At 39.3% G+C, this 25074-nt stretch carries 20 protein-coding genes and 1 pseudogene; 17 read left to right on the forward strand and 4 right to left on the reverse strand.

What is annotated here, in order from left to right; translation table 11 throughout:
* The 16 genes and pseudogenes from J8Z24_RS03030 (at position 1) to J8Z24_RS03105 (ending at position 19175) form a co-directional block, all read left to right on the forward strand.
* The gene (locus J8Z24_RS03030; protein ID WP_252095239.1) at positions 1-747 is read left to right on the forward strand and encodes a glycosyltransferase family 2 protein; all 747 of its coding nucleotides are present in this window, start codon (positions 1-3) and stop codon (positions 745-747) included.
* Positions 744-1838, forward strand: a complete 1095-nt coding sequence (gene rfbB, locus J8Z24_RS03035; RefSeq protein ID WP_252095240.1) for a dTDP-glucose 4,6-dehydratase — start codon at positions 744-746, stop codon at positions 1836-1838. Before J8Z24_RS03030 ends, rfbB begins: the two co-directional genes overlap by 4 nt.
* A gap of 1 nt (position 1839) precedes the next feature.
* Positions 1840-2703, forward strand: coding sequence for a glucose-1-phosphate thymidylyltransferase RfbA (rfbA, locus tag J8Z24_RS03040; RefSeq protein WP_252095241.1), 864 nt, complete (start codon positions 1840-1842; stop codon positions 2701-2703).
* Between the two features lie 13 nt (positions 2704-2716).
* Positions 2717-3277 (forward strand): dTDP-4-dehydrorhamnose 3,5-epimerase, encoded by a 561-nt coding sequence (rfbC, locus tag J8Z24_RS03045; RefSeq protein WP_252095242.1) that lies wholly within the window; start codon positions 2717-2719, stop codon positions 3275-3277.
* Complete coding sequence (locus tag J8Z24_RS03050; protein ID WP_252095243.1) at positions 3277-4107, forward strand: NAD-dependent epimerase/dehydratase family protein; 831 nt, start codon at positions 3277-3279, stop codon at positions 4105-4107. Before rfbC ends, J8Z24_RS03050 begins: the two co-directional genes overlap by 1 nt.
* Positions 4107-4712, forward strand: coding sequence for a CatB-related O-acetyltransferase (locus J8Z24_RS03055; protein WP_252095244.1), 606 nt, complete (start codon positions 4107-4109; stop codon positions 4710-4712). The genes J8Z24_RS03050 and J8Z24_RS03055 overlap by 1 nt, the downstream gene beginning before the upstream one ends.
* Positions 4705-5868, forward strand: coding sequence for a hypothetical protein (locus tag J8Z24_RS03060; RefSeq protein ID WP_252095245.1), 1164 nt, complete (start codon positions 4705-4707; stop codon positions 5866-5868). The genes J8Z24_RS03055 and J8Z24_RS03060 overlap by 8 nt, the downstream gene beginning before the upstream one ends.
* Positions 5855-7105, forward strand: a complete 1251-nt coding sequence (locus J8Z24_RS03065) for a hypothetical protein (RefSeq protein WP_252095246.1) — start codon at positions 5855-5857, stop codon at positions 7103-7105. Before J8Z24_RS03060 ends, J8Z24_RS03065 begins: the two co-directional genes overlap by 14 nt.
* Positions 7102-8307, forward strand: coding sequence for an oligosaccharide flippase family protein (locus J8Z24_RS03070; RefSeq protein WP_252095247.1), 1206 nt, complete (start codon positions 7102-7104; stop codon positions 8305-8307). Before J8Z24_RS03065 ends, J8Z24_RS03070 begins: the two co-directional genes overlap by 4 nt.
* A complete protein-coding gene (locus J8Z24_RS03075; RefSeq protein ID WP_252095248.1) occupies positions 8298-9419 on the forward strand; it encodes a glycosyltransferase family 4 protein in 1122 nt (373 codons plus the stop codon). Before J8Z24_RS03070 ends, J8Z24_RS03075 begins: the two co-directional genes overlap by 10 nt.
* Positions 9420-9549: 130 nt before the next feature.
* On the forward strand, positions 9550-9717 hold the full coding sequence (locus J8Z24_RS03080; protein WP_252095249.1) for a hypothetical protein: 168 nt from the start codon (positions 9550-9552) through the stop codon (positions 9715-9717).
* Between the two features lie 300 nt (positions 9718-10017).
* A pseudogene (locus J8Z24_RS21825) lies at positions 10018-10474 on the forward strand (polysaccharide biosynthesis protein); the annotation flags it as partial.
* Positions 10475-11134: 660 nt separating this feature from the next.
* Entirely contained in the window at positions 11135-13246 is a 2112-nt protein-coding gene (locus J8Z24_RS03090) for a YjbH domain-containing protein (RefSeq protein ID WP_252095250.1), read from the forward strand.
* Between the two features lie 637 nt (positions 13247-13883).
* On the forward strand, positions 13884-15470 hold the full coding sequence (locus J8Z24_RS03095; RefSeq protein ID WP_252095251.1) for a hypothetical protein: 1587 nt from the start codon (positions 13884-13886) through the stop codon (positions 15468-15470).
* 291 nt (positions 15471-15761) lie between these two features.
* Positions 15762-17366: a hypothetical protein gene (locus tag J8Z24_RS03100; RefSeq protein ID WP_252095252.1), complete on the forward strand. Its 1605-nt coding sequence runs from the start codon at positions 15762-15764 to the stop codon at positions 17364-17366.
* A gap of 219 nt (positions 17367-17585) precedes the next feature.
* The gene (locus J8Z24_RS03105) at positions 17586-19175 is read left to right on the forward strand and encodes a hypothetical protein (RefSeq protein WP_252095253.1); all 1590 of its coding nucleotides are present in this window, start codon (positions 17586-17588) and stop codon (positions 19173-19175) included.
* A gap of 291 nt (positions 19176-19466) precedes the next feature.
* On the opposite strand, the gene J8Z24_RS03110 is transcribed toward J8Z24_RS03105, so the two are convergent.
* Entirely contained in the window at positions 19467-19862 is a 396-nt protein-coding gene (locus J8Z24_RS03110; RefSeq protein WP_176032492.1) for a VOC family protein, read from the reverse strand.
* A 20-nt stretch (positions 19863-19882) separates the two neighbouring features.
* Here J8Z24_RS03110 and J8Z24_RS03115 point away from each other — a divergent pair, with 20 nt between their 5' ends.
* Entirely contained in the window at positions 19883-20173 is a 291-nt protein-coding gene (locus tag J8Z24_RS03115) for a ribbon-helix-helix domain-containing protein (RefSeq protein WP_176032491.1), read from the forward strand.
* 8 nt (positions 20174-20181) lie between these two features.
* Here J8Z24_RS03115 and J8Z24_RS03120 read toward each other — a convergent pair whose 3' ends face one another.
* The 3 genes from J8Z24_RS03120 to J8Z24_RS03130 all read right to left on the reverse strand — a co-directional run bounded on the left by J8Z24_RS03120 (position 20182) and on the right by J8Z24_RS03130 (position 24924).
* Complete coding sequence (locus J8Z24_RS03120; RefSeq protein ID WP_176032490.1) at positions 20182-20859, reverse strand: site-specific integrase; 678 nt, start codon at positions 20857-20859, stop codon at positions 20182-20184.
* A gap of 315 nt (positions 20860-21174) precedes the next feature.
* A complete protein-coding gene (gene galU / locus J8Z24_RS03125) occupies positions 21175-22071 on the reverse strand; it encodes a UTP--glucose-1-phosphate uridylyltransferase GalU (protein WP_252095254.1) in 897 nt (298 codons plus the stop codon).
* Between the two features lie 357 nt (positions 22072-22428).
* Entirely contained in the window at positions 22429-24924 is a 2496-nt protein-coding gene (locus tag J8Z24_RS03130) for a S8 family serine peptidase (RefSeq protein WP_176032488.1), read from the reverse strand.
* Positions 24925-25074 lie beyond the last annotated feature (150 nt).

Genomic DNA, 25074 nt, shown 5'->3' on the forward strand with positions numbered 1-25074 from the left:
ATGGCTGAGCCATTAGTATCAGTTGTAATGCCCGCCTATAACTCCGAAAAATACATTGCCAAAAGTATTGAATCCGTCATAGCGCAAACATACCAAAATTGGGAGCTATTAATTACAGACGATAGATCATCTGATAGCACTCAAAAAATTGCAGAACAATATTGTGCAACTGACAAGCGCATAAAATTATTTGTAAACAAGGAAAATGCTGGAGCTGGCGTAGCAAGAAATAACTCAATAATGCATGCGAAAGGGCGATACATTGCTTTTTTAGATTCTGATGATCTCTGGCTCACTACAAAGCTTGAGAAGCAAATTGCGTTTATGCTCGAGCATAACTATGCCTTAACTTATACTTCATATCAAAAGTTTACTGGAGATTGTTATTTAGGGGTGGTTACTCCGCCATTGAGTACAAGCTATAGTAAATTGCTCAGTAGTAATGTAATTGGTTGTTTGACAGCTATTTACGATACTGAAATTGTCGGAAAACAATTTATGCCGTTAATACGTAAAAGACAAGATATGGGACTATGGCTGAAGGTTTTAAAAATAACTCCTAAAGCCTACTGCCTACAAGAAACACTTGCTTATTATCGTATAGATTCAGGCATGACTCAGAATAAATTTTTAGTCCTTAAGTGGCAATGGCGTTTCTATCGAGAGGTGGTAAAGCTTAACTTTTTAAATGCATGTTATCATTTTAGTATTTATTCAATTAAAGGTTTTATAAAACATTCTGTATGAAAATACTTGTAACTGGTGGAGCAGGGTTTATAGGCTCGGCGGTCGTACGTCATATAATAAAAAATACAAAAAATAGTGTATTAAATGTTGATAAATTAACATATGCAGGCAATCTTGAGTCACTTAAATCAATTGAGCAGAGTAAACAATATAGTTTTGCAAAAGTTGATATATGTGATTCACAAGCATTAAAAGACGTTTTTTTCAAGTTTAAACCTGATGCTGTTATGCATCTAGCAGCGGAGAGTCACGTTGATCGTTCTATTACGGGTCCCAGTGACTTTATTCAAACAAATATTGTAGGTACTTATACTCTACTGGAAGTTGCAAGGGAATATTGGAATAGTCTAGAGGCAGATAAAAAGACTGCATTCAGGTTCCATCATATTTCTACAGATGAAGTGTATGGTGACTTACCCCACCCTGATGAAGTGAAGGGGGAAAAAGAGTTACCATTATTTACTGAACAAACAGCTTATGCACCAAGTAGCCCTTATTCTGCAAGTAAAGCTTCAAGTGATCACCTAGTGCGAGCATGGTTACGTACTTACGGTTTTCCGACAATTATAAGCAACTGCTCAAATAATTACGGCCCTTATCATTTTCCTGAAAAGCTCATTCCGCTTGTTATTTTAAATGCGCTAGAAGGTAAAGCGCTACCTGTATATGGTAAAGGGGATCAAATACGTGACTGGTTATATGTAGAAGATCACGCTCGCGCGCTTTATAAAGTAGTATCAGAAGGGCTTGTAGGGGAAACGTATAATATTGGTGGTCATAATGAAATGCAAAATATTGAAGTTGTGAATACTATTTGCACTATTCTTGATGAATTAGTTCCAAAAAAGTCAAGGTATTCAGAGCAAATTACATTTGTAAATGATCGTCCAGGCCACGACCGTCGATATGCAATCGATTCATCGAAAATGAGTAAAGAACTAAATTGGACTCCTGCAGAAACTTTTGAAACAGGTTTACGTAAAACAGTACAATGGTATTTAGATAATCAGACTTGGTGTAATAATGTTCAAGATGGCTCTTATCAAAGAGAGAGACTTGGTGAATTAAATATTCAATTCCAAAAAGGGTGATATGAAAGGAATTATTTTAGCTGGAGGCTCTGGTAGTCGATTACATCCTATAACTATGGGTACTTCGAAACAGTTATTACCGATATATGATAAACCAATGATCTATTATCCGCTCTCGGTTTTAATGTTAGCGGGTATTCGGGAGGTACTAATAATTACCACGCCTGAAGAGCAGCCTAGTTTTATCCGGTTGTTAGGAGATGGGTCAAAATTTGGTATTAACTTATCTTATGAAGTTCAGCTATCCCCTGACGGTTTAGCGCAAGCGTTCTTAATTGGTGAAAATTTTATTGGCAGTGATGATGTATGTTTAGCTTTAGGAGATAATATTTTTTTTGGTCAATCCTTTGGAAAACAGTTAAAAAAGGCTGTTCACGATTTAGATGGTGCAACAGTATTTGGATACCAAGTATTAGATCCTGAAAGGTTTGGAGTAGTTGAGTTTGATGAAAACTTTAAAGCTGTTTCAATTGAGGAGAAGCCCAAATATCCTAAATCTCGTTGGGCTGTGACCGGTTTATACTTCTATAATAATTCAGTCATTGAAATCGCTAGAAACGTTAAGCCATCTGCAAGAGGGGAATTGGAAATCTCTTGTATTAATCAAGCCTACCTTGAACAAGGTAAACTGACTGTAGAGCAATTAGGGCGTGGTTTCGCTTGGCTAGACACTGGTACACATGATTCGTTACTTGAAGCTTCGCAGTTTGTACAAACAGTTGAAAATCGGCAAGGGTTTAAAATAGCATGTCTAGAAGAAATATCACTTAGTCAAGGTTGGTTAACAAAAGAAGAAGTGCATAAGAAAGGAAGTGAATTATCCAAAACAGGATATGGTCAATACCTTATGAATATTACTAAATAATATAAGTTAAGATATGAAAGTGATCAAAACAAATATAGATGGTCTTTTGATTATAGAACCAGAAGTTTTTGGTGATGAGCGAGGTTACTTTTATGAAATGTACCAAGCTGAGCGTTACAAATCTCTTGGTATATTAGAAAATTTTATACAAGACAATCGTTCGAGTTCATCGCGAGGTGTTTTAAGGGGGTTACATTTTCAAAAGACCAAATCTCAGGGGAAACTAGTCACTGTTACAAGTGGTGAGGTATTTGATGTTGCAGTGGACTTAAGACCAAACTCAGAAACTTTTGGAAAACACTGCACGGTTTTATTAACTGCTGAAAATAAGCGTCAATTTTATATTCCTCCAGGTTTTGCACACGGATTTTGTGTTTTAAGCGAAAAAGCTGACTTCCAATATAAATGCACTGACTATTATGACCCCAGCGATGAGTCCGGAATCATTTGGAATGATTGTGAGCTAGGTATTGAATGGCCAATATCATATCCAATACTTTCACAAAAGGACTTATGTCAACCGAAATTTAGTGATATTAAAGAAATGCTCTTAAATACTAAAAGGGATAAATGATGTCAACTTATACAATTTTTGGGGGGAGAGGTTTTATTGGGAGTGAGATAGTTTCTCAATTAGTTAATTTAGGTCACAGCGTGTTTGTTCCCCCCCGTGATGATGAAACAATTTATTCTAAAAATTTAGGTAGGGTGGTTTATTGTGCAGGGTATGGAGATTGTGAAAAATCACCTTTTGATGTTCTCGAAGCAAATTGTATTCTGCTTTCAAAAATTTTAGAGAAAGCTAATTTTGAACGATTAATTTATATTTCATCAACTCGCATATATATGAATCAAACTGATTCAAGAGAAGATATGGATATTACAATATGTAATGATGACCCGCGAAGACTATTTAATTTGACAAAGCTAGTAGGTGAAGAGCTATGTTTAAAAAGTAGGCGTGATATATGTGTACTTAGACCGAGCAATGTTTACGGCCTAGCTTTAACCAGTCCTCTTTTTTTACCTTCGATAACTCGTAATGCGGTGAAAGAAGGTGTCGTAAATATGTATATTTCTAAAAGTTATTCAAAGGACTACGTATCTGTTATTGATGTTGCTAATGCTGCTATAAAGCTTTTGATTTCAGAGAACTCCGAGAAAAAAATTTATAATGTAGCGAGTGGATTTAATGTAAGTGCTGCTGAAATTGCAGATCTATTGAGTAGAAAGACAGGTTGTAAAATAAATTGGCATACTTCTAATAATGAAAACGATGATCAATTCCCTATTACTAATATAGATAGCATGAATAAAGAATTTGGTTTTATTCCTCGAAATGTGCTTGATGATTTAGAAAATCTGATAGAAGAGTTCCAAGAAAAGTTAAAGGTTATTGACTAGTGTATATATTAAAAAAAATGATAAAATCAGTCGTTAATTGTACAAGAAACGTTTTCTTAATTGTGTTTGGAAATAAGATAAAGATCGGCTCAGGGGTTTACTTAGATCTAAATACTAATTTAAAAGGTAATAATTTGATTAATGATTATTCCAGGCTTATCTCAGTTAATCTAGATAAATACTCTTATGTATCTCCATTTTGTATTTTAATTGATTGTAATATCGGACGGTTTTGCTCTATCGGCCCTGGAGTTAAAGCTGGTTTAGGAGTCCACCCTATAGATGGTGTTTCCACTTCTCCATATATTTACAATGAACAATTGTTTAAAACCCGAAGGGAAGAAGATTTTTCTTCTGTTGAAATTGGACATGATGTATGGATTGGTGCAAATGCATTAATTATGGGGGGGGTTAAAATTGGGATAGGTGCGGTTATCGGTGCTGGTGCTGTTGTGACTAGAGATGTACCTAACTATGCTGTCGTTGTAGGCTGCCCAGCAAGAATTATAAAGAAAAGATTTAGTGATGAAAAAATTGATAGATTGATAAACTCAAAATGGTGGGAGATGGATATCCAGTCAATAAGAAGGATGGAAGGTGAGTAGATATATCGTTGTCGGATCGTCAAATGTTATTTTTACGCATTCGTATGGTATTGGGCTAAAAGAAAAAGGTAAATTAGCTGGTTATATTGATATAGGTCAATATAATGTAGAGTATCCAGAATATCTAAAAAATACACCAATAGTTAAGGTGTATAATGACAACGTTAATGAGTCTACTGGTGTAAAAAATAAGCTAATCAAATGTGTCAAGGTTTTTTTAAAGAAAACGAAGCTTGACCGTAATGCGTTTGTTATAAAAGTTATGGATAGGGTTGTGATCCATAAAATAAATGAAAAAAAAATAGAGGAAATAAATCGTTTTTTTGATAGTGGTGAAAATAGAAAAATATTATTTTTATGGAGTACTACGGTAAAAAAAGAGAAAAAAGTTATTGATGTATTAGTGAGCAATAATCATAGCACATTAGTGGTGAATACTTACCCTGTAAGGTCTAATAATAAATTGCATGATTTTGATTCTAGCTATAAAAAAGATTCTGATTTCTTTAATTCTTTTAACCGGTTGTTAGTTCCAACTGAGCTAATGAAGAATTTTTTGGTCGAAAAGTGTAATGTGAAAACCAGTATAGTAGTCGTTCCTGACTATTTACATCCTGCAATGTATTGTAATAATGCAACGCTTTATAAAAGTAAAAAAAGCAATGTGAAAAAGATAGTTTTTTTGGGAAATACAAATTTTTCAGAAAGGACAATAGATGATGTCTCTTTGTTGATAACAAGTCTTTCTAAAAATAATGTTAAAGTTTATTTGCAGGGAAACCCTGAAGAATCAACGGAAAATTTAAAATATTTTACACCATTTACTTATCAAGAAATAATGGAAGGAAAACTCGCTCAGTTCATGAGTGATTTCGATGGTGTTTTAGTTGCATATAACAATATGAATAATGCAAGAACTAACCTAAGCTATCCAACTAGATTTGCGCTTGGGCTATTAGCTTGCAAACCTATTTACCTAGAGAAAGGTGTTTTCAAGGGGATTGAAAAGCATCCTTCCGTAATTACATATACTTCAGTTCAACATTTGGTAGAGAGTATAGAAGCTACGAATAAAGTTGTGTTTTCAGATATTGAAAAGACCAAATCTGACTATGAAAAATTAATCGAACTGTTGGTAGACGATGCTGAGTGTTAAACGTACATTATTTGTAGGTGCTTCATTATTAGCAATTTATATACTGTTTTTCTTGAGCTATGCAAATTTAGTTGGCCCAAGCTTTGGATATATGGGGTTTGGTAATGATTTTTCTAGCAGCAGGTTCTTTTTCTCATTTTTATTTGTTGTTTTTACAATTTCCTTTATTGCATTTTGCAAGAATGATTTTGATAGGTATATTTGTGTTTTATTATTTGTATTTGTAACCGCCCCAAATATAGTGATTTTTTGTTTTATGCCATCAGACTATATAATTGTGCTTTGGTCGGTTTTGTGTGTACCTTTGACGCTGTTATTTATGAGGGTGTTGCCTGTATTTAAAACGAAAACAGTTTCAAATGATTTTCAGTGTAAGTTTTTGTGGTTTTTTCTTGTCTTTTTATCAATGTTGGTTTTTCTTGCTCATGGTTTTAAATTGAACCTAGATGTGTTTATGTTGAAAAATATTTATGAACTTAGACTAGAATCTCGTGAGTCAAGTACCAAATCCTCAGTATATGCTTATTTTACACTCGCTAAAGTTATATGTCCTATAGCAATAATTTGGGCTTTTGATAATAAAAACAAATTGATGGCTTTGTTTTCTGTTTTTGTACTTACATATTTATATATGACAACTGGTCACAAGTCTGTTTACTTTAGTGTTTTTATTATTCTGGCTTTCATGGTTGGAAAGAATAGTCACTTTGATAAGTTGAAGTTATTTCTAATAGGTATAGTTCTATTGTTTTGTATATTGCGACTTTTGAGTGAGTTTTTTGAATTGACACTTTTTGAGTCATTGTTTATTAGGCGGTTGTTTTATATCCCAGCGTTGTTGAATATATATTTCTTTGATTATTTTAGTGATTTAAAGCTTTATTACTCTGGGTCATTTTTGAGTCTTTTAATTGATTATCCTCTCGATAGGGTGCCAGCTAGAGAAATTGGATTGGTATACTTTAATAGTGAAGATATGAGTGCAAATAATGGCTATTTAAGTGATGGTTTTGCAAACTTTGGTTCGTTAGGTATATTAATTTCTATTTTTTTTACGTCGTGGGTTTTTAAGTTTTTTAAAGCTTATGAAGTATCTCCTAAGTATTACGGGATAATTTTTGTTACTTTTTATGCGTTTCAAGGAAGTGGTTTGAGCGCCTCACTATTCACGCATGGTGTTTTTCTATTGACTTTAATGATTCCTTTTTTCTTGAGGGGGAGCAAAAAGGGCATATGAACTCTTTGTTTTTTATTTCTGCAAAAGCCCTTTCATTGCTGGTCGTTTTTTTTTGTACCGCATTTATTGCCAGAAAGTTAGGCCCTGTAGAATTTGGTTTATTCTCTGAGATAAAGCTTTACATTTCTGTTGTTTTCGTTATTTCTGTATTTGGAAATGATGCGTATGTTATTTCTTCAATGTCGTCAAGTGGTGATAATAAGCAGAAAGTTACAGTTATTTTATTGGCTCGGGTTGTTTTATTTTTAACCTTATCTTTTCCTATCATGATAATAATGAACTCTGAATTCTTTTTTTCAGTGTTTTTGATTTATTTTTTCCAGTTGTTGAATCTTGGCTTTTTAGCCTTTAGCGCAACTTGTCAGGGGCGTCGTTACTTTGTTTTTTGCTTTTTTTCTTTTTTTCTGACAGGTTTAGTTATTTTAATATTTTCTTTTTATGATTTTTGCTTGTATTTATACTATATACCGTTTTATTACTTTTTACTTTTTTTGATTACCTTTAAAGTTTTTTTTTCTGAAATTGTGAAAATAGACTTTTTTATTTTTGTAGATGAGTTAAAAGTTTTGATTTCAGATGTGTGGCCGCTCATTGTGTCATCTGTTATTGTTTTTATTTATACAAGAGTTGATTTTTTTATTATTTCTCAGTTTTTAACTTCGAAAGAATTGGGAATTTATAGTGTTGCTGTACAACTTTCAGAGCCTTTTTCTTTTATTGCATCTGCGTATGCTATGTCTATAATTTCATCTTTAAATAAAATGCAAGTTCCTTCATTAGGAAAAGAAAAGTTCATAAGTGATAAGCTTAAGGTGTTACATTTCTTGGTTTTTATTATAATTGTGTTTTATTTTTTATTTGGTGAGTTGATAATTCAGGTATTCTTTGGTGCTCTATATGTTAATTCATATGAAATACTTATGTTATTAATGGTTAGTAAGTTTTTTGTCTTCTCTAACCTTTTTTTTAGTGTTGTTATGGTTGTTGAAAGTAATTATATCGCTCGACTTAAAAGAATATGCATAAGTCTCGTTGTTGCTATAGTGCTAAGCTTAATCTTAATACCACAATATGGATTGTTTGGTGCTGCATTGAGTGTGATAGTGTCTCAATTTATTTCAGTTACAGTTGTAAATGCTTTGTCAATAAAAACCAGGGATTATTGTACTATGTTTATTAGGAGTATTATAATATGGAAATAGTGCACGTTTGTAATAATTTCGTTGGAACTAAGGTTCATTTGAATCAAGTTAAGAGTATTCAGTTAGAAAATCCCAGCGTAAAACAAAGTGTTATAATACCTGTTTATGATTCGAGTCACGTTGAAATAAATAACGAATTAATTCCAGGGGTCTCGTTGTATTATGAGGTTTTTAATGTTCGGTTTTTGAAGTATTTTCCGCTTGTTAAATTGCTTTATATATCGATATATTTGGTTGTTAAGTACAGCTCTACTTTTAGGCGGGCATCAATTGTCTATTCGCATACAATTTGGACTAATGGGTTTTTGGGTTATCTATCAAAAATGCTTTTTAATGCCGACTACATAGTTGCTGCACGTAGTAATGATTATCATACTTTTCTTAGAAAATTGCCTCATTATAGATTTATAGTCAGAAGGATAGTGAAAAATTCACGGGCGGTTGTTTTTATTAGTGATGTTTACCAAAGTAATTTCCTTAATAGATATCCTTATGTTTTTAAAAATGTTGAAAATACTGTGATTTATAACGGTATTGATCAATTCTGGGTTAATAAGTCGAAGTTACCTATAGAGTTTAACAAAAGCCTAAAAACCAATGATGTACTTTTTGTCGGGAGATTTAATAAAACAAAAAATATTTCAAAAGCCATTAGAGCTGTAGAACTGGTGAGAGCTAAGAATAGAGAAGTAAGGTTGCGAATCGTTGGTGGTGATAAGGAAGAGTTGCTGTCTTTATTGGGAATTGACGCATTACCTAGTTGGGTTATTGTTGAGGGTAAAATTGACAAAGAAAAGCTTCATGAGCTGTATTTACGGTCAATATGTTTGCTTGTTCCGTCAGTTCAAGAGACTTTTGGTCTTGTATATATTGAAGCTTTATCATCTGGGTGTTCAGTAATACATTCTAAAGGTGAAGCAATAGATGGTATATTTAAAGGTGAAGAAAATATCATTTCTGTAGATCCATATAAAGTCTCGGATATTTCATCAGCAGTAGCAACGTGCTATGGTACCTCCTTTTCTTTTAATCGTGAAGTTATCGAAAAGGTTTTTAGCTGGAGCTCGTTTGCTAAAAAAACCATAAATTTAATAAATCAGATAACAAAATAAGTTTTATTAGACAGTGAAACGGAATAAAAATGAAAATTGCAGTTGTTGGCACAAGTTATTTAGACCTCTAAAATGTAATGTTGCTAGCACAATACAATAAAGTGGTTTCACCGGACATTGATAAACCAAAATGGCTCTGTTGAAAGATAAACAATCACCCATTGAAAATATTGAGGTTAGTGACTTTTTACAAAATAAGCAACTGAACTTTACTGCCGCTACAAATAAAGAGCCTGCGCTTTTAAGTGCTGAGTATGGTGTTATCGCAACGTCTACCGACAGAGACAAATTATTTTAATATGAGTTCTGTTGAGTCTGTTATTGCTTATGCTATGGCAATCAACCTTGTTCAATTATGGTTATTAAGTCTACTGTGCCAGTGGGTTATAGAAAATCTGTAAAAGAAAAGTTTGGTGATGATAATATTTTATTCTCCCTAGAGTTTTTTGTGTGAAGGTAAAGCACTTTACAATAATTTCATCCATCACGCATTATTGTGGGTGAGCAAAGTGAACCTACACTGGTGTTTGCTAGTTTGCTAGTTTGCTAGTTTGCTAGTTTGCTAGTTTGCTAGTTTGCTAGTTTGCTATCGAAAATCATGGGTAAGGGTGGTGGTACATTAGTGTTATATATAGGTTAGTCATTTAATAACAAAGGCTCGTAGGACAAAAAAGGTGCGCCTTTCTGGCTTAGAGGTTAAATCAGAGTCAAACCCTCATGGCGATATTGAAATTGAATGCACAGGATTACGCCCTGGTGAAAAGTTATATGAAGAGTTATTGATTGGTGACAATGTAAAAGAAGCCTCTCATCCACGGATCATGACAGCCAACGAGGTAAAACTACCTATGGCAAAGCTAGAGTCTTTTATGAGTGCAATGGATACAGCTTGTCATAACTTTGATCATGAGCTTATTCGTAAATTATTGTTAGATGCGCCTACAGGGTTTAATCCTACAGATGGTATTTGTGATTTGGTGTGGAATGAAAAACGCCAAGTGCTTGAAGCGCAACGTGAGTCCGAGCAGAAAGTGGTTAATTTAAGGAACTTGTAAGGCTTTTGTCGCGGGGTAAGCCCGCGGTTATGGATGTGGCGTTTCGGTGCTGCTGTCGCGGGATAAACCTGCTGCTATGAGGTTGATGCTTGGTGCTTTTTTCGCGGGTTATGTGTTCGTAGCAGCGACTTTATGTCGCGACGTTTTTATTGCAGGGTAAGCCCGCGGTGACGGACGTGGCGTTTCGGTGCTGCTGTAGCGGGATAAACCCGCTGCTACGAGGTTGGTGTTTTTGTCGCGGGTTATGTGCTCGTAGCAGCGACTTTATGTCGCGATGCTCTTATCACAGAGTAAATCCGTTGTTACGGATGTGGCGTTTCGGTGTTGCTGTCGCGGGATAAACTCGCTGCTACGAGGTCGGTGCTTGGTGCTTGGTGCTTGGTGCTTTTGTCGCGGAGTTATGTGTCGGAGCAGTGACTTTATGTTGCGAAGCTCTTATCTTGGGGTAATCCCGTTGCTTCGGGAGTTGTGTTTCGGTACTGCTGTCGCGGGGTAAACCCGCTGCTACGAGAAAGGCGTTTCAGTGCGCTTGTCGCGGGGTTGGGTTTTTCTATACTTCATTGTACGATATCTACATAATACTTATAACGGTGGTTGAGTTGGTTAATTTGCTCTTTCACATTTAAATCTAGAATTGAAAATAAAAATCGGTCTGCGCACATGTCAAAAATAAATACGATTCTTGCAGGTAGTATTGCACTTGCAAGCATGCCTGTTTTAGCTGATACCCAAATAAATAATTACACGGCTTTTGCTGGTTATACAGGTCTGTTCAACACGCCAAGTGCTGAGGTACTAAAAAAAGGCGCGATTGATATTGGCTATAACAACCAGCTTGATGTTCGAGGTCTAGCGTATGTTGATGGCCATAACTATATCTTCTCTGCTGGTGTGTTTGATGGCCTTGAAGTTAGCGGCGTGATTGCGTCAAATACCATGCACGATAATATGTTTGCAGAAGGCAAAGGTCAGCTTCGAGATCTATCGTTTAACTTTAAGTATCAAATCCCTTTCAGTCCTAAAGAATGGTTTAATCTTGCTATCGGTGCTAAAGATGTTGGTGGCGCTGCCAATAACTACGAAACTTACTACCTAGCAGGCTCTCGTGAATGGAACGATTTTAGGTTTTCTGCGGGTTTTGCAGTAAGCGACCGTGCTACAGGGCAAATGGATGGTGCTTTTGCGGGTATTGAATGGCAACCATTAGACTGGTTTGCATTACAGCTTGAACATGATGCAGATGCTGTGAATGCAGGCTTACGGTTAACAGTACCTAAAGAGTGGATTTACGATGTAGGTACGCTTACGTTGACTAGTAAGTTCTACAGTAATACCGATCATGCTGAAAAGGACACCTTTTGGGGAGTTAACTTTTCTATGCCATTATTTAAGCAGGCTCAGTTGAATGACCCTACTGAAGCGGCGCCTGCGCCTATTTTAGATAACCACAAAAAACGAGAAGCTGCATTTAAAGCTCATTATCAACAGCAACGAGAATTAGCTCAAAAGCCGCTAGAAGAAGCTAAACAAGAAGTAACTGAGCGAGATGAGTTTAGAAAGTCCCTCACATTACAAACTCGTGAGCTTAAAAATGCCCTAATTGATGATGGCCTTGAGGCTATTAGCGTTGGCTTCAATCGTGACCCACATATTGTGGTAAGTTTTGAGAACTATGTGTTTAATCGCAATGATATAGACGCCATAGGTTTGGTACTTGGTCGAATTGCAGAGCACATTGATGAACCAAATGCCAAATATACTATTCAGTTGCTAAACCGCGGTATACCTATGCTGTCAGTGCGTGGTGATATAGACAATTACCGTGAGTTTATTAATACCAGCAGCACGCCAGATATGGATATTCGCCGCGGAGAAATGGATCCAATCGGCAGTGTATCTTGGGTGGGTATGCCTAAGGTCAATAGCCCTTACTTTAGGCCTCGCGTAACAGTTGGGCCTTCACTAGATTCACATTTTGCGACTGAAATAGGTGTTTACGACTTTTCACTCGCAATTAAAGCCGATGTAGATGTACCGATGTGGTATGGCGGTGGTATTAGCGTTAGCGCTGAAACGGAAGTTGCTAAAACAGATGACTATGAGACCGGTAAACCATTTGGCCGCTTTGCAAAAGACAGTGGTGTTACCCAAGCAACAATCTATCAAACGTTAGATTTACCTTACGGTATTTATAACCAAACCCATATTGGCTTCTTTAAAGAGTTTAACGATTATACTGGCATCAAAAATGAGACCGCTTGGCTAAGTGAAAATGGTCGTCACCAAATTAATGCAGAAATTGGGTATTTAGAATATGACGACTTTGATTTAGACAGGGATTATCAAACCTTGTCATATCGTTATAACTGGGTCGAGCAGGACGTGAGCTTTCATGCCACAGCCGGGCGGTTCTTTTATGAAGATAGCGGCGTAAAACTTGAAACGCGCTTTTGGTTTGGTGACAGCTATATCTCTGTATTTGCACAAGATACTGATGTCCAAGTAGCTGGTATCGCATTTAGTATTCCACTTACTCCACGCAAAGATATGGCACCTACCCGGTATGGCCAAATTAAGGGCAATGAAGCGTGGCGTCATGAGGTAAGTACGCGTATTGGTGAATCGGCTAATGCCTTAGTTGTTGGTCGTGCTCATACAGTTAAAACCCCTGTAAATTTAGACAAAACATTCCTTAATCAAGGGCGCTTATCAAGCAGTTATATTTATAGTAACTTGGCAAGGCTGAGAGAAGCGTATTTAACTCATAGGTAGTACAGAAGGCGCGGGGCAAACCCGCGCTTTTAATTTTTACACTGATAAACCGGACGTTATTTTTATCGTCAGGAAATTTTTTCCTACCACATTGGTCGTATTTTGGAGCGAGTTTACCTCGTGATATTTTGATTTGGCTCTCGCCTTTACAGTTCAGTTAGTTATCGGTATTGGTAACAATTTACCTTTTATGGCGAGTTAATAAGCCAAGAATGATAGATACTAGCTAAAAAGATGGGCTTGGTGTGTCTGTGGTCTTCTCTGCTGTATATTTGTACTTTACCATCGCTACTTTGTTAACTAATAAGCATTAAGTAAGCGTGTTTTTGCCACATATTTGACTTTGTTCATTGTTTATTTAATATGCCACAGGTATCCTACTTTCAACTGATCACAGGCGGTTGGAACTACCGCTTTTCTGTGATAAATTAAGGCAGCTAACTTCGACTATCTGGTTGTTTTATCTCGAATAGGTAAAGTAGCTAAGTTGGCTTTAGTCAGGGAGCGACTTAGTCCCTGTCTGTCTTAATTAAAATGATTTAAAAAACTTAAGCTCATATTGTCCACAATATGGCTTTTTTTATGAGTTAACGCGTCATCAAAGCGAAAGTTAACAAAAGGAAAACAAGGACTAATCATGATTACAAATAAAAAATCTCTACTAGCGCTCTCAGTAGCGTCTGCACTAACGCTTTCAGGCTGTTTTAGTGATGACGATAACAACGTTACTATTCCGCCAACAGAACCTACAGATCCAGTAGTTGTTGCTCCGGAAGCACCAGCAGCGCTTCCGCTTGTTATATCTGCAAGCGTTGTTGATCAAGAAACTACTAATGTATTACCAGCAACGATAAAGTTTTTTGAAAATGGTGAGCCTTCACAAAATATCGTTGATGTAAACGGCGAAGTAATAACAGAAGTAACGGTAGAAGATGGTACAGTTGTCTTTGCAAAAAAAGAAGGTGCTGATATTTCAGAAATTACTGCTATCGTCACTGCAGATAACTACCTTGGTAAAAGCTTTGTATTAGGCCTAAACGCGTCAGAAGGCGTTACTGCTGTCAATACACAGTTAGCGCTGGTTTCTTTAAATGGTACTGGTATTGTTGCTGATGTAGAGACGGCCACAATCGAAGGCGGTACAACAGCTGAGCCTATCAGTGCAGGTAAAGCGTCTGGTAAAGCTGCTGCGGGCGCACAAATTAAAGCTGGTACTCAATTGCTTAATGCTGCAGGTGAGCCAGTATCTGGTGAAGTTTCACTAAACGTTGCGGGTGCTGATGCATCATCTAGTGCAGCAGCTTCCATTATCCCTGAAGGGCTAAATGGTATGGGTGGTGACTCAGTTTCAGTACCTGCTGGCATTGCAACTGTCATTATGAATGATGCCAACGGTAACAAAGTAAAGAGCTTTGGCGGTGATAGTATTACTGTCTCTATGTCCGTTCCTGCTTCAACCATGCTAAACGGCGAAAAGATCAAAACTGGTGATACAATGCCGTACTCTTCATATAACGAAGATACAGGCGTGTGGACTGAAGAAGACAGCCTAGTAACTATTGGTGCTTATAATGCTGAAACAGATATGTTTGCAGCTACACTTGAGACTAAGCACCTTTCCTCATTTGTACCAGTGTCTAGAGTTGCTCCATGTACATCGGCGGCCACAGTAAACTTTACCGGTGAAGCTGTACCTGCTTCAGGTCTTTACGTTCGCTTTGTCTCAAACTCAATTAATCTGACTCGCGCTCTTGCTGGTGGTTCAACATCACTAGAGTTAGCAACGGCTGGAACAGCTGCAAACCTTGGTATTACTGAAAATACAACGGTAGAAGTTCTGGTATCTGATATCAATGGCACTTCTTGGGGAAGTGCTGCAAACGCATCACTTTGTGGTACAGTTGATATTGAGCTTGCGAATACGAACCCAACAGTAGATGAAACGTTCTCACTAACCGCTGCATGTACAAATGATGAGACGCAGACCATTGATATGTCAGCTGCTTTGGTTACTTACGGACAACCTAATAGAGCTCGTTTGGTTGCATCTAGCACAGGTAATGGTCAATTTTCTTTGACGAACTTAGTTGAAGGGGGTTCTTATAGCGTACAAGTAGATCCTCGTATTGAAGGTGCATCACCTCAGTCTTTCGAAATTACAGCAGATAGTAACGGTGAGTCTGGTAACATTCCTGTTACTTGTGAAGAAGTTACAGGTGCATAAGCATTTATCGTTATTGTGAGCCGTCTTAAAATAAGTTGACGGTTTGTCAAGGCCAATGATTTTATCATTGGCCTTTTTCGTGGTGTATTCGTATGGACTGTTGTATTTTGTCCACCCATATAAGCTGCCCAGCCCAACTACCTTAACCCTTTTAGTTCTTATGTTTCTACAATAAAATTATTTTACCTCCAGCCTAGACAATCCTTGAAGCTTTTCTATATTTAAATCTCAACATATCAAAATGCGCCACCACGCCAATGGGCGCTTGCTAAAAGGGAACAAGGATCCATCATGATTTCGAACAAAAAATCTTTACTCGCTTTATCTGTAGCGTCAGCTTTAACACTATCAGGTTGTTTTAGTGATGATGATGACAACAATGTTGTGGTGGTACCACCAACAGAACCAACAGATCCCGTAGTGGTTGCACCTGAGCTGCCTGATGCGCTGGCTTTGGTTGTGAGCGCAAACGTAGTGGATGCAGCAACGCAAAGGGTGGTCGACGCTAATGTTCGATTCTTGGAAAACGGTGTTGCATCTCAAAATATCGTTGATGTTGATGGTAATGCCATCTCCATGATTGAGGGGACTGGCGGAAGTTTTGCATTTACAAAAAAAGAGGATGCAACACTAACAGAGGTAACTGTGAGTGTAACCGCTGACGGTTATATCGGTAAGAGTTTTGTGGTCAACTTAACGGCAGAAGAGGGGCAAACGGTGTTGCCCGTGCAGTTAGCGATCACCTCAAAAAATGCTGAGGGTGTATCAGATACTGTGGTTCCTGCAACGATAGGAGATGATGGTTCGTCTTCTGAAGCGATTGTAGCGCAAACTTCAGGTAAAGCGGCCGCAGGGGCTAACATACCCGCAGGGGTTATTTTGCGAGATGCGTCTGGCAACCTTGTTACTGGCCAAGTTTCGGTCAATGTCAGTGGTGCGGACGCTTCAAGTAGTGCTGTTACTGCTATTTTACCTGAAGGGCTGAATGCAGGCGGCGCTGCTAATGTCGAACAAGCAGTTGGGGTGGCAAACGTGTTAGTGAATAGTGCGACAGGTAGCAAAGTTAAGCAGTTTTCAAACCCAATCACAGTAACGACTTCTATCCCAGCAACAACAACGTTGAACGGTGTACCAATCAAGACTGGCGATGCATTGAGCCTCAAATCTCACAATGAAGATACCGGTGTATGGACTGCAGAGTCTACCCAAGCTACGGTTGGGAGCTTTAATGCTGAGACCAATACCTATACTGGGTCTTTTCAAACTGACCATCTAACGTTTTTTGCTATAACGCGTTCAACGCCAGCTTGTACCAATGATATGGTGGTTAATTTTACTGGAGCAGCCGTGCCTTCTGCGGGCCTTTTGGTAACAGAAACCTCATCTGATGCAAGCGCAAGTGGTTACGCGCCTGGGGGCTCAAGCTCTTTGAGAATATTAAGTGGTGCGCTTGCGACTCGTTATGGCGTTTCTGCTGAGGCAACGGCTCGAGTCAGGGTATTCGACTTCTCTAATAACATTTGGTTTGACTCGGTAAGTGAAGTTCCAGTGTGTGGAACGGTGCAGGCTGAGCTTGTTGAACCTGTAACCTATGTTGCTGAAACCTTCAGTCTAACAGCTACGTGTAGTAACGATGCTACTGTGTCTGTACCACTTACTGCTTCGGTTGTACGTTACTCTCTACCTGGTTTTTCTGCTAAAACAGCTGTAAATTTAGGTGCCGGCTCTTATCAGTTTTCTGACATGGTTGAAGGTTCAACATACAACGTGAGCATTAACCCTCGCGTCAATGATACCAATGGCCCCGTCGCTGCTCAAACTACGACTATAACTGCAGGAGGTGCTGCAGAGTCATTGAATATCACAATATCTTGCTCTGAGGTAACAGGAGCCTAATATTTTATAAAACAAAGCAGTAGAGCTGGCATTTAGATCAGCTCTACTAAAAATAACTTCCACAAGCTGCACCTGTTTTGAAGTAACGGGTGATCAGCGCCATAAAAACTTCATTCCAAAGCTGGAGAAATTTAAAACCTCTTCTATAGTTTTTATTTGATATTAAAAAATGCGCTATTGCGCACTCGTGCGCTTTCAAAATCGGAACAAGGATTAATCATGATTTCAAATAAAAAGTCTATACTAGCTTTATCAGTGGCTTCTGCACTGGTGCTTTCTGGTTGTTTTAGTGATGACGACGATAATGTTGTTGTGCCACCGCCTGAACCAACGGATCCTGTAGTGGTTCCACCAGAAAGCTCAGATCCGCTTACTCTAGTGATCAGTGCGAACGTGGTGGATAGAGCCTCAAATGATATTGTGCCAAGTACAATCCGCTTCCTAGAAGGTGGAGCGGTATCAAGCAATATTGTAGATGTAGATGGAAATGCGATAACATCACTGAGTGATGACGAAGGTGCTTTTGTGTTCACCAAAAAAGATGGCGCTGAATTGAGTGAGGTGACCATTCGGGTGAGTGCTGAAGGTTACTTTAGTAAAGACTTTACTGTAGCACTTGAGACATCAGGAGACAGCACCGCTGTCAATACTCTGCTCCCTATCGTTGCCAAAACTGGTGATGATGTGTCTGACACAACTGTAGAAGCGTCAGTAGGTACCGATGGTACAACCACCAGTGAAATTGTTGCTGAAACAACGGGTAAAGCTGGAGCTAGTGCAAAAATCCCTTCAGGTGTTGTATTACAAGATGCTGACGGTGCGGCTATTTCTGGCGCTGTTTCACTTAACGTGAGTGGTGCAGACTCAAATAGCTCAGCAGCAGCCTTAGTCTTGCCTGCAGGCTTAAATGCCGGTAACGACTCTGGCAACATACTTCAAGCTATTGGAGTATCAAATGTTGTAATGACAGCTGCAAATGGTAAAAAAGTTAAAAAATTCTCAAGCCCAATTACCGTTTCAATGTCTATACCTGCTGGAAAAAAAGTCAATGGTGTAGAGGTTAAAACTGGTGATATGCTAAACCTCAGATCGCACAATGAGGACACTGGCGTATGGTCTGCTGAAGAACAAATGGTCACAGTTGGCGCGCTAAATGAGGCCACTAATACCTACAATGGCACCTTTCAAACAGATCACTTAACCTTCTTCGCTGTTACAAGAAATGAACCTCGCTGTGACGCTGGCGTGATAATCAATACATCCGGTGCATCAGTACCAAACACAGGGTTACTTGTGACTATGCAGTCTTCAGATATGGGGGAGTTATTTGCGGTTACACAAGATGGTAACACCACATTGTTGACTGGACCTCAATCGTCGCGAGTTAGAGTATCAGCAACAGCGACGGCGAGCATAAGGGTATTTGATTTTTCAAACAATACTTGGTTTCAATCAAATGGTGAAATCCCTGTTTGTGGCACGTTTGATACACCGTTGACTAACCCTGTTACATTAGTGAGTGAAAACGTCTCGATAACAGCGACTTGTACAAACGATAGCACCGTATCTACACCAGTACCTGCTGCCGTTGTGAGGTATGCTCAGGGTAGTAGCTCAAGGAGAGCAGCCGGAAATGCGGGGGGCGGCACTTACACACTAAGTGACATGGTTCAAGGGCAAACCTATACCGTGTCAGTTAAACCAAGAATAGCTAATGCGACAGGCCTTGTAACTGCAACAATTACAGCGGACGGTACAGCTGAAACAATTAATGTGCCGGTGACTTGCTCAGTAGTGACCGGTGCATAGAAAAGAATGATTAGTCCAATCATCTAAGCCGCGGAGACGCGGCTTTTTTCTGGGTAACCTTTAACCATTCCTTCAGAGTGGCATTAATTCGGACTGCAAAAAGTTTTGTATAATCAGAGGCTACCCTATATCAAGAAATTGCACCTACCCAAGGAGCTGCGCTGGAGTGTGAGTTAGTCGAGCCTAAAAAAAGCTGAAATCTTGCAAGAGTAAGCATAAAAGCTGCGTTATACACGATAAATTCATTCAAGCCCTACTGCAGATTATCTCGCTTTTATCCTAAATCTCAGATCACCGATATACATCGCTTTTCTCAATAACTTCAATCTCATACCCATCAGGATCGGTGATAAAAAAGAACCTGGCAACTAGCACATCTTGATTGTAAAAATCTTTAATTGCCTTTGGCCGGTAGCCAAGTGCCAGGGCTTGCTCAAAGGTAGACTCTAGTTCATCTACAACAAACGCAAGGTGCCCGTAGCCATTTCCATGAATGTATTCTGATTGCATGTCATGGTTCCAAGTCAACTCTAGCTCAAACGAGGTTTGCCCATTACCCAGATAAATAAGAGAAAAGTTGCCAAAATCTATACGTCGTTTTACAGTCAATGCAAATACGTCGTGATAAAATCTAATTGACTGATCAGCATCTTTTACTCTGATCATGGTATGTATCATTTTTGCCATTTATAACCTTTGGAATGTTTATGTGTGAGCTATACGCTTCAACGGCACCGCATCGATATGAAGTTGATCGGCGCTCTATTCGTATTCAAGGCGTGGTAACAAGCCTTGCGTTAGAAAACGAAATTTGGTCTGTGTTAGAAGTTATTGCAAAACAGGAGCAACTATCACTCGCTGAGTTTATATCTACACTGTATCAAGAGGTGATAGAACGTCATGGTGAGATTAACAATCTTGCTTCTATGTTACGGGTAACTTGCTTAACTTACCTCGCACATCATAAATTAGCAGGGGTAGAAAAGGGTAGTAACTGAGTACTACATTAGTGGCGGTCTAAAAACCTTTGCCAAGTTATGTTCGGATTGATAACTCTAAGCTGAGAGGTGATCTGCTTTAATATCGCTAATGGCGGGCGGGTTACTATATCGCCATCATCCTTTAACCCAAGCAGGTAATGCAAGCTACTCTTATGACCTTGTTGGATAGCGGATATTCGTATTTGTTGCTCAAAGTTCAAACGAAGGCTACTAATAGCCGTTTTCATCCCTTGTTGATCGACATTGGGTAAGCCGCATTTTTGCAGGTAGCCCTGTCGCTCTCCTTCTCCTGAAAACCAAATTCTGACTTTTTCACTGTACCTTCCACTTTTGGCCGGTAGATCAAATAAAATACGTTGCTGACCGAGCTTTTTGACCTGCGTTAAATATTGCTCAAGTCCACTTTGCCAGAGCGCTGGATGAATAGGGACCACGCGAGGCTGAATTTTACCATGGGTGTTAAAGTGCAATAGGTGAACATGGTCTTGTTGAAAAATATCATCAAGGGTAAGCGAGCCAATTTCGTCGCTGTAGGCACCAGTGTAGTAGCTCAGTAATGGTAGCCAAAAGTGCCAATGTTTGGGCTGTTCCCGTTTTAATTTTTCGTCGGTATAGATGTACCCGTTAAATAGAGTATGAAGTTCCATTGTTGAGAATGCTCGTCTGCCTAAATGAGTTTTCATACAATGATCAACACCTTGAGTATTAAGAGCGGTTAGTGTAGCGGGTTTTGTTTTTTTACGGAAGGGTATGATATACCGCGCAGGTCACATAATCTATGGGCTAATCTAAACTTGAAGTAAGAAGCGAGTTAATCAACTAAAAGGCAGTATCCTAAAAGTATACTACCACTACAACGAGAGGTTGTTGCTTTCTGTAATGGAAACTACTGCCTTTAAGTTTAATGCAGTAGTATGGATAACAGCTGCTAAAGAGAATGCTGTTATCCATAAGAGCCATTAGTATAAGTCGCTGCTAAGTGCGAGGTGTGATAGTCGCTATCCCAGTCTGTGGCTCGGCTGTAATTGCTTTAAAAATTGTGAAAACGCCTCACCTAGCTGTTCATCTCGGATAGCATATTCAACAATCGCTTTTAAATAGCCAAGTTTATCGCCACAGTCGTGCGATCTACCACTCATATGAAAAGCTTCAACGGTTTCTTGCTCCATCAGCATATCAATGGCGTCAGTGAGTTGTATTTCACCGCCAGCACCCTGTGGCGTCTTTTTAAGGAGCGGCCAAATATTTTTAGAAAGCACATAGCGGCCAACTACGGCGAGATTAGAAGGTGCAGTCTCCACATCAGGCTTTTCTACCATGTGCTTGATGGGGCTGCTCTCACCTGGACAAAGCGTTACACCACCAATATCGGCGATACCATATTTGCATACGTCTTCTTGGGGAACAGGCTCTAACATGATTTGGCTGGCTTGTGTTTGTGAAAAACGTTGTAGCATTGCAGCTAGGTTTTCTTGGCCTTGATCTGCGGTATATTCATCTAAAATGACATCAGGTAATACAACTACAAAGTCACTATCGCCAACAATGGGTTGTGCGCACAAAACGGCGTGACCTAGACCTTTTGCTTCACCTTGGCGAACGTGCATAATGGTGACATCTTCAGGGCAAATTGAGCGGACCTCATCGAGTAACTTACGTTTCACACGTTTTTCGAGCGTAGCTTCTAACTCAAAGCTAGTGTCAAAGTGGTTTTCAATTGCATTTTTAGAAGAGTGGGTTACGAGTACAATTTCTTTTATCCCAGCAGCTACGCATTCTTTAACGATATACTGAATAAGCGGTTTGTCGACCAAAGGTAGCATTTCTTTAGGAATTGCTTTGGTCATTGGGAGCATTCGGGTACCAAGACCCGCAACAGGAATTACTGCTTTCATAAAAGTCCATATTTTGACTGATTTCCAAGTTTCATCGGGCATTGTATCTTTCTGTCAAAAAGTTGCAAATTAGAATAACTTGATAGTTAGACAGAAGGTGTGAACACTTGTTTATTTTTTATGTTTTTGTATCGAGGGGGAAGTATTGAGCGCTTAATGCCAATTTGCTTAATTAAGTGGTCTATTTTGAGGCGAGAAAATCTTGTCGATAACTCCGCTACCGCGTCCTGCTATCGCTAAGGGACCTACATCCATATAGGCAAGGCAAAAATTTTGCTATTTATTTGTTCTAAATGAGAAATTTTTAATAGAAAAAGCCCCTAGTGGGGCTTTGAATTATCCACTGGAAGAGGATGATTAGAAGTTTACTGTGATCTCATTTGAGCAAAGCTCAGCAGATTGACACACTTTATATGTGTAGCTAGTTGCCTCTAGGTCACGAGCAAAGTCTCTGTACTTACCAGTGTTAGAAACGGTTTCAAGTAGTCGACCATCTCGGTAAATTGATACCTCGCTTGCGCTGCTACCTTCCCATGATAGTTCAACACGGATAAAGCCCAAGCGAGATTTATTTGCCCGCACAAGAGACAGTGCGACTTCGTCACTGCTAACCACAACAGATTGCGTCGTTGTGTGACTATTTCCTTCGCTATCGGTAACGGTAAGCGCTACGCTATATTCACCAGATGCTGCAAATTCATGCATAGGGCTTGCGTCAGTGCTCGTGCTACCATCTCCAAAATCCCATGCCCAGCTGACAATATCATCATTGGGATCACGGCTTTCATCTGTAAAGGTTACGGCTAAACCTGATGCACTATAGCTAAAGCCTGCCACCGGTGGTTGTGGTGCTACTTCACCAAGACCCGTTAAGTTTAAAGTCCAGCTGTTAAGAGAGCCGGTGTCAATACCGGCATTATCAGAAACAGATAATGTCCAGTCACCCGTTGCAACTTCACCATTAAATGCCGCGGAGTTGAAGGTTTGATTAATGTTGTCTGTGCTACCGCCTTGACGGTTGTGCAGCGTCGCAACAGTTCCTGCTGGTGACGTTAACGTCACAATTAGGTCTCCGATGAAAGTATGAGTAATATCTACAAGCGTATTACTGTCAAATACTGTCACAGTATCAGCAACAGTGATCACAGAGGTAATACCCGCTGCATCGTTGTCAGGAATATCAACTGTGGTGGTATTATCATAGCTAAAGTCACTTAAGCCCTGCGGAAGTACATAAAGTCCAACTTGTTCGCTATCAGCTAAATCTCCAGATGTCGCGTTTAGAGTCAAATTATATTCGCCCCACTGCGTCGTGCTGGTGGTTGGTACTGATAACGTTACTGTATCACCAGGCATTGCTGTATCAGCAGATAGTGTTGCACCCTCAAGAGGTGAAGCCACTGCAAGATTGATGGAACCTTGCCAATCAGCAACAGATGTGAACGTGAACTCATAAGTTGCAGTATCACCAGCAACAATTTCTAGATTTGCTGGACGTGCTGAGACTCTAAAGCCTGGCTCAGGATCGGCATCAATAACAGCTTGATTTACATTTAAACGCGTACCAGAGACTGTTTTATCGGTAAGATCTGCGTTTACGTCACCACTTTGCATAAGTAGATTTTTAAGCTCAACAGCACTCAGTGTTGGGTTAACTGATAGTACTAATGCGGCGGCACCGGCAACGTGCGGTGTGGCCATAGATGTACCTGAATAACTCGCATAGCCACCGGGTACGGTAGAGAGAATCGCGCTACCTGGCGCACCCATATCTACCGATGTTAACCCCCACTGTGAGAACGAAGACATGGCATCAGTATGTGTTGTGCTGGCGATAGAGAAAACAGTGTCGTGATCATAGCTTGATGGATAGTGTGGATTTACATCATTATCAACTGCGCTGTTCCCCGCTGCGGCAACAAACAGAATATCCGCATTTTCACTTGCTGTAATCGAATCAGACAGTGCCTGGCTAAATCCGCCACCACCCCAGCTGTTATTTGTTACACGAACATTGTGGCCTGCATTTTTCAATGCAACCATATAGTCAATACACTCGATAGCATCAGAAGTAGAGCCTGAACCTGACGCATCTAGGAATTTACAGCCTACAATGGATACCTCATGGTTGACACCAACAACACCTGTTGCATCATTGCCAGTGGCACCAATTGTACCAGAAACGTGAGTACCGTGACCTTGGTCATCCATAGGGTCGCCGCTACCTGTGATTGCGTTGATCCCGTAGACGTCATCGACATAGCCATTACCATCATTATCGATACCATCTCCAGCAATTTCGCCAGGGTTTACCCAGGCATTTGCTGCAAGGTCTGGGTGTGTGTAGTCCACACCTGTATCAATAACACCGACAATCACATCACGCGAACCAATACTAATGTCCCATGCCTCAGGTGCATCGATATCAGCATCTGCTGTTCCACCTGTTTGGCCGGTATTGTGCATACCCCAAAGTTCATCGAAGCGGCTGTCATCAGGGATCCCAAGTGCTTTGACCTGATAGTCTGGCTCTACATACTCTACCGCAGGGTGGTTGGCTAGTTTCTCAATAGCTTGTTTTGCTTTGATGCTATCAAGCTTAAAGTTTGCTAGTCGTCCTTTCAAGACATGGCGATATTTGTCATCTACACCGTCAGCGTTTAAATCCGATATTTTTGCTTTAACAAGATTTCTTGCGTTAGCGCGCAGTGCCGCGGACGTATTTTCTTTAAATACCACTAAAATACTGTCGTCAGCAGTTGCGGTTGTTGTGTCAATTTGAACTGCTGCTTGAGCGGTAAACGCAAATGCAGGTAGCAAAGCCAAAGACAATGCAGAAAGTTTTGATCTCATTTTAATAACCTTTTTAATTTCAAGCGCTTTTTATTATCACGCTGTTTTAGTTGGTAGTTTTCTGGTAGTGGCTGTGGTCTTTTTGGCAACGCTTTAAAACGTAGACGCAGAAATTCGGCTATGCAATGTAAAAAAAGGGTTAAATAAAAA

It is taken from the genome of Pseudoalteromonas sp. SCSIO 43201 (genome assembly GCF_023716725.1).
GTDB lineage: Bacteria > Pseudomonadota > Gammaproteobacteria > Enterobacterales > Alteromonadaceae > Pseudoalteromonas > Pseudoalteromonas peptidolytica.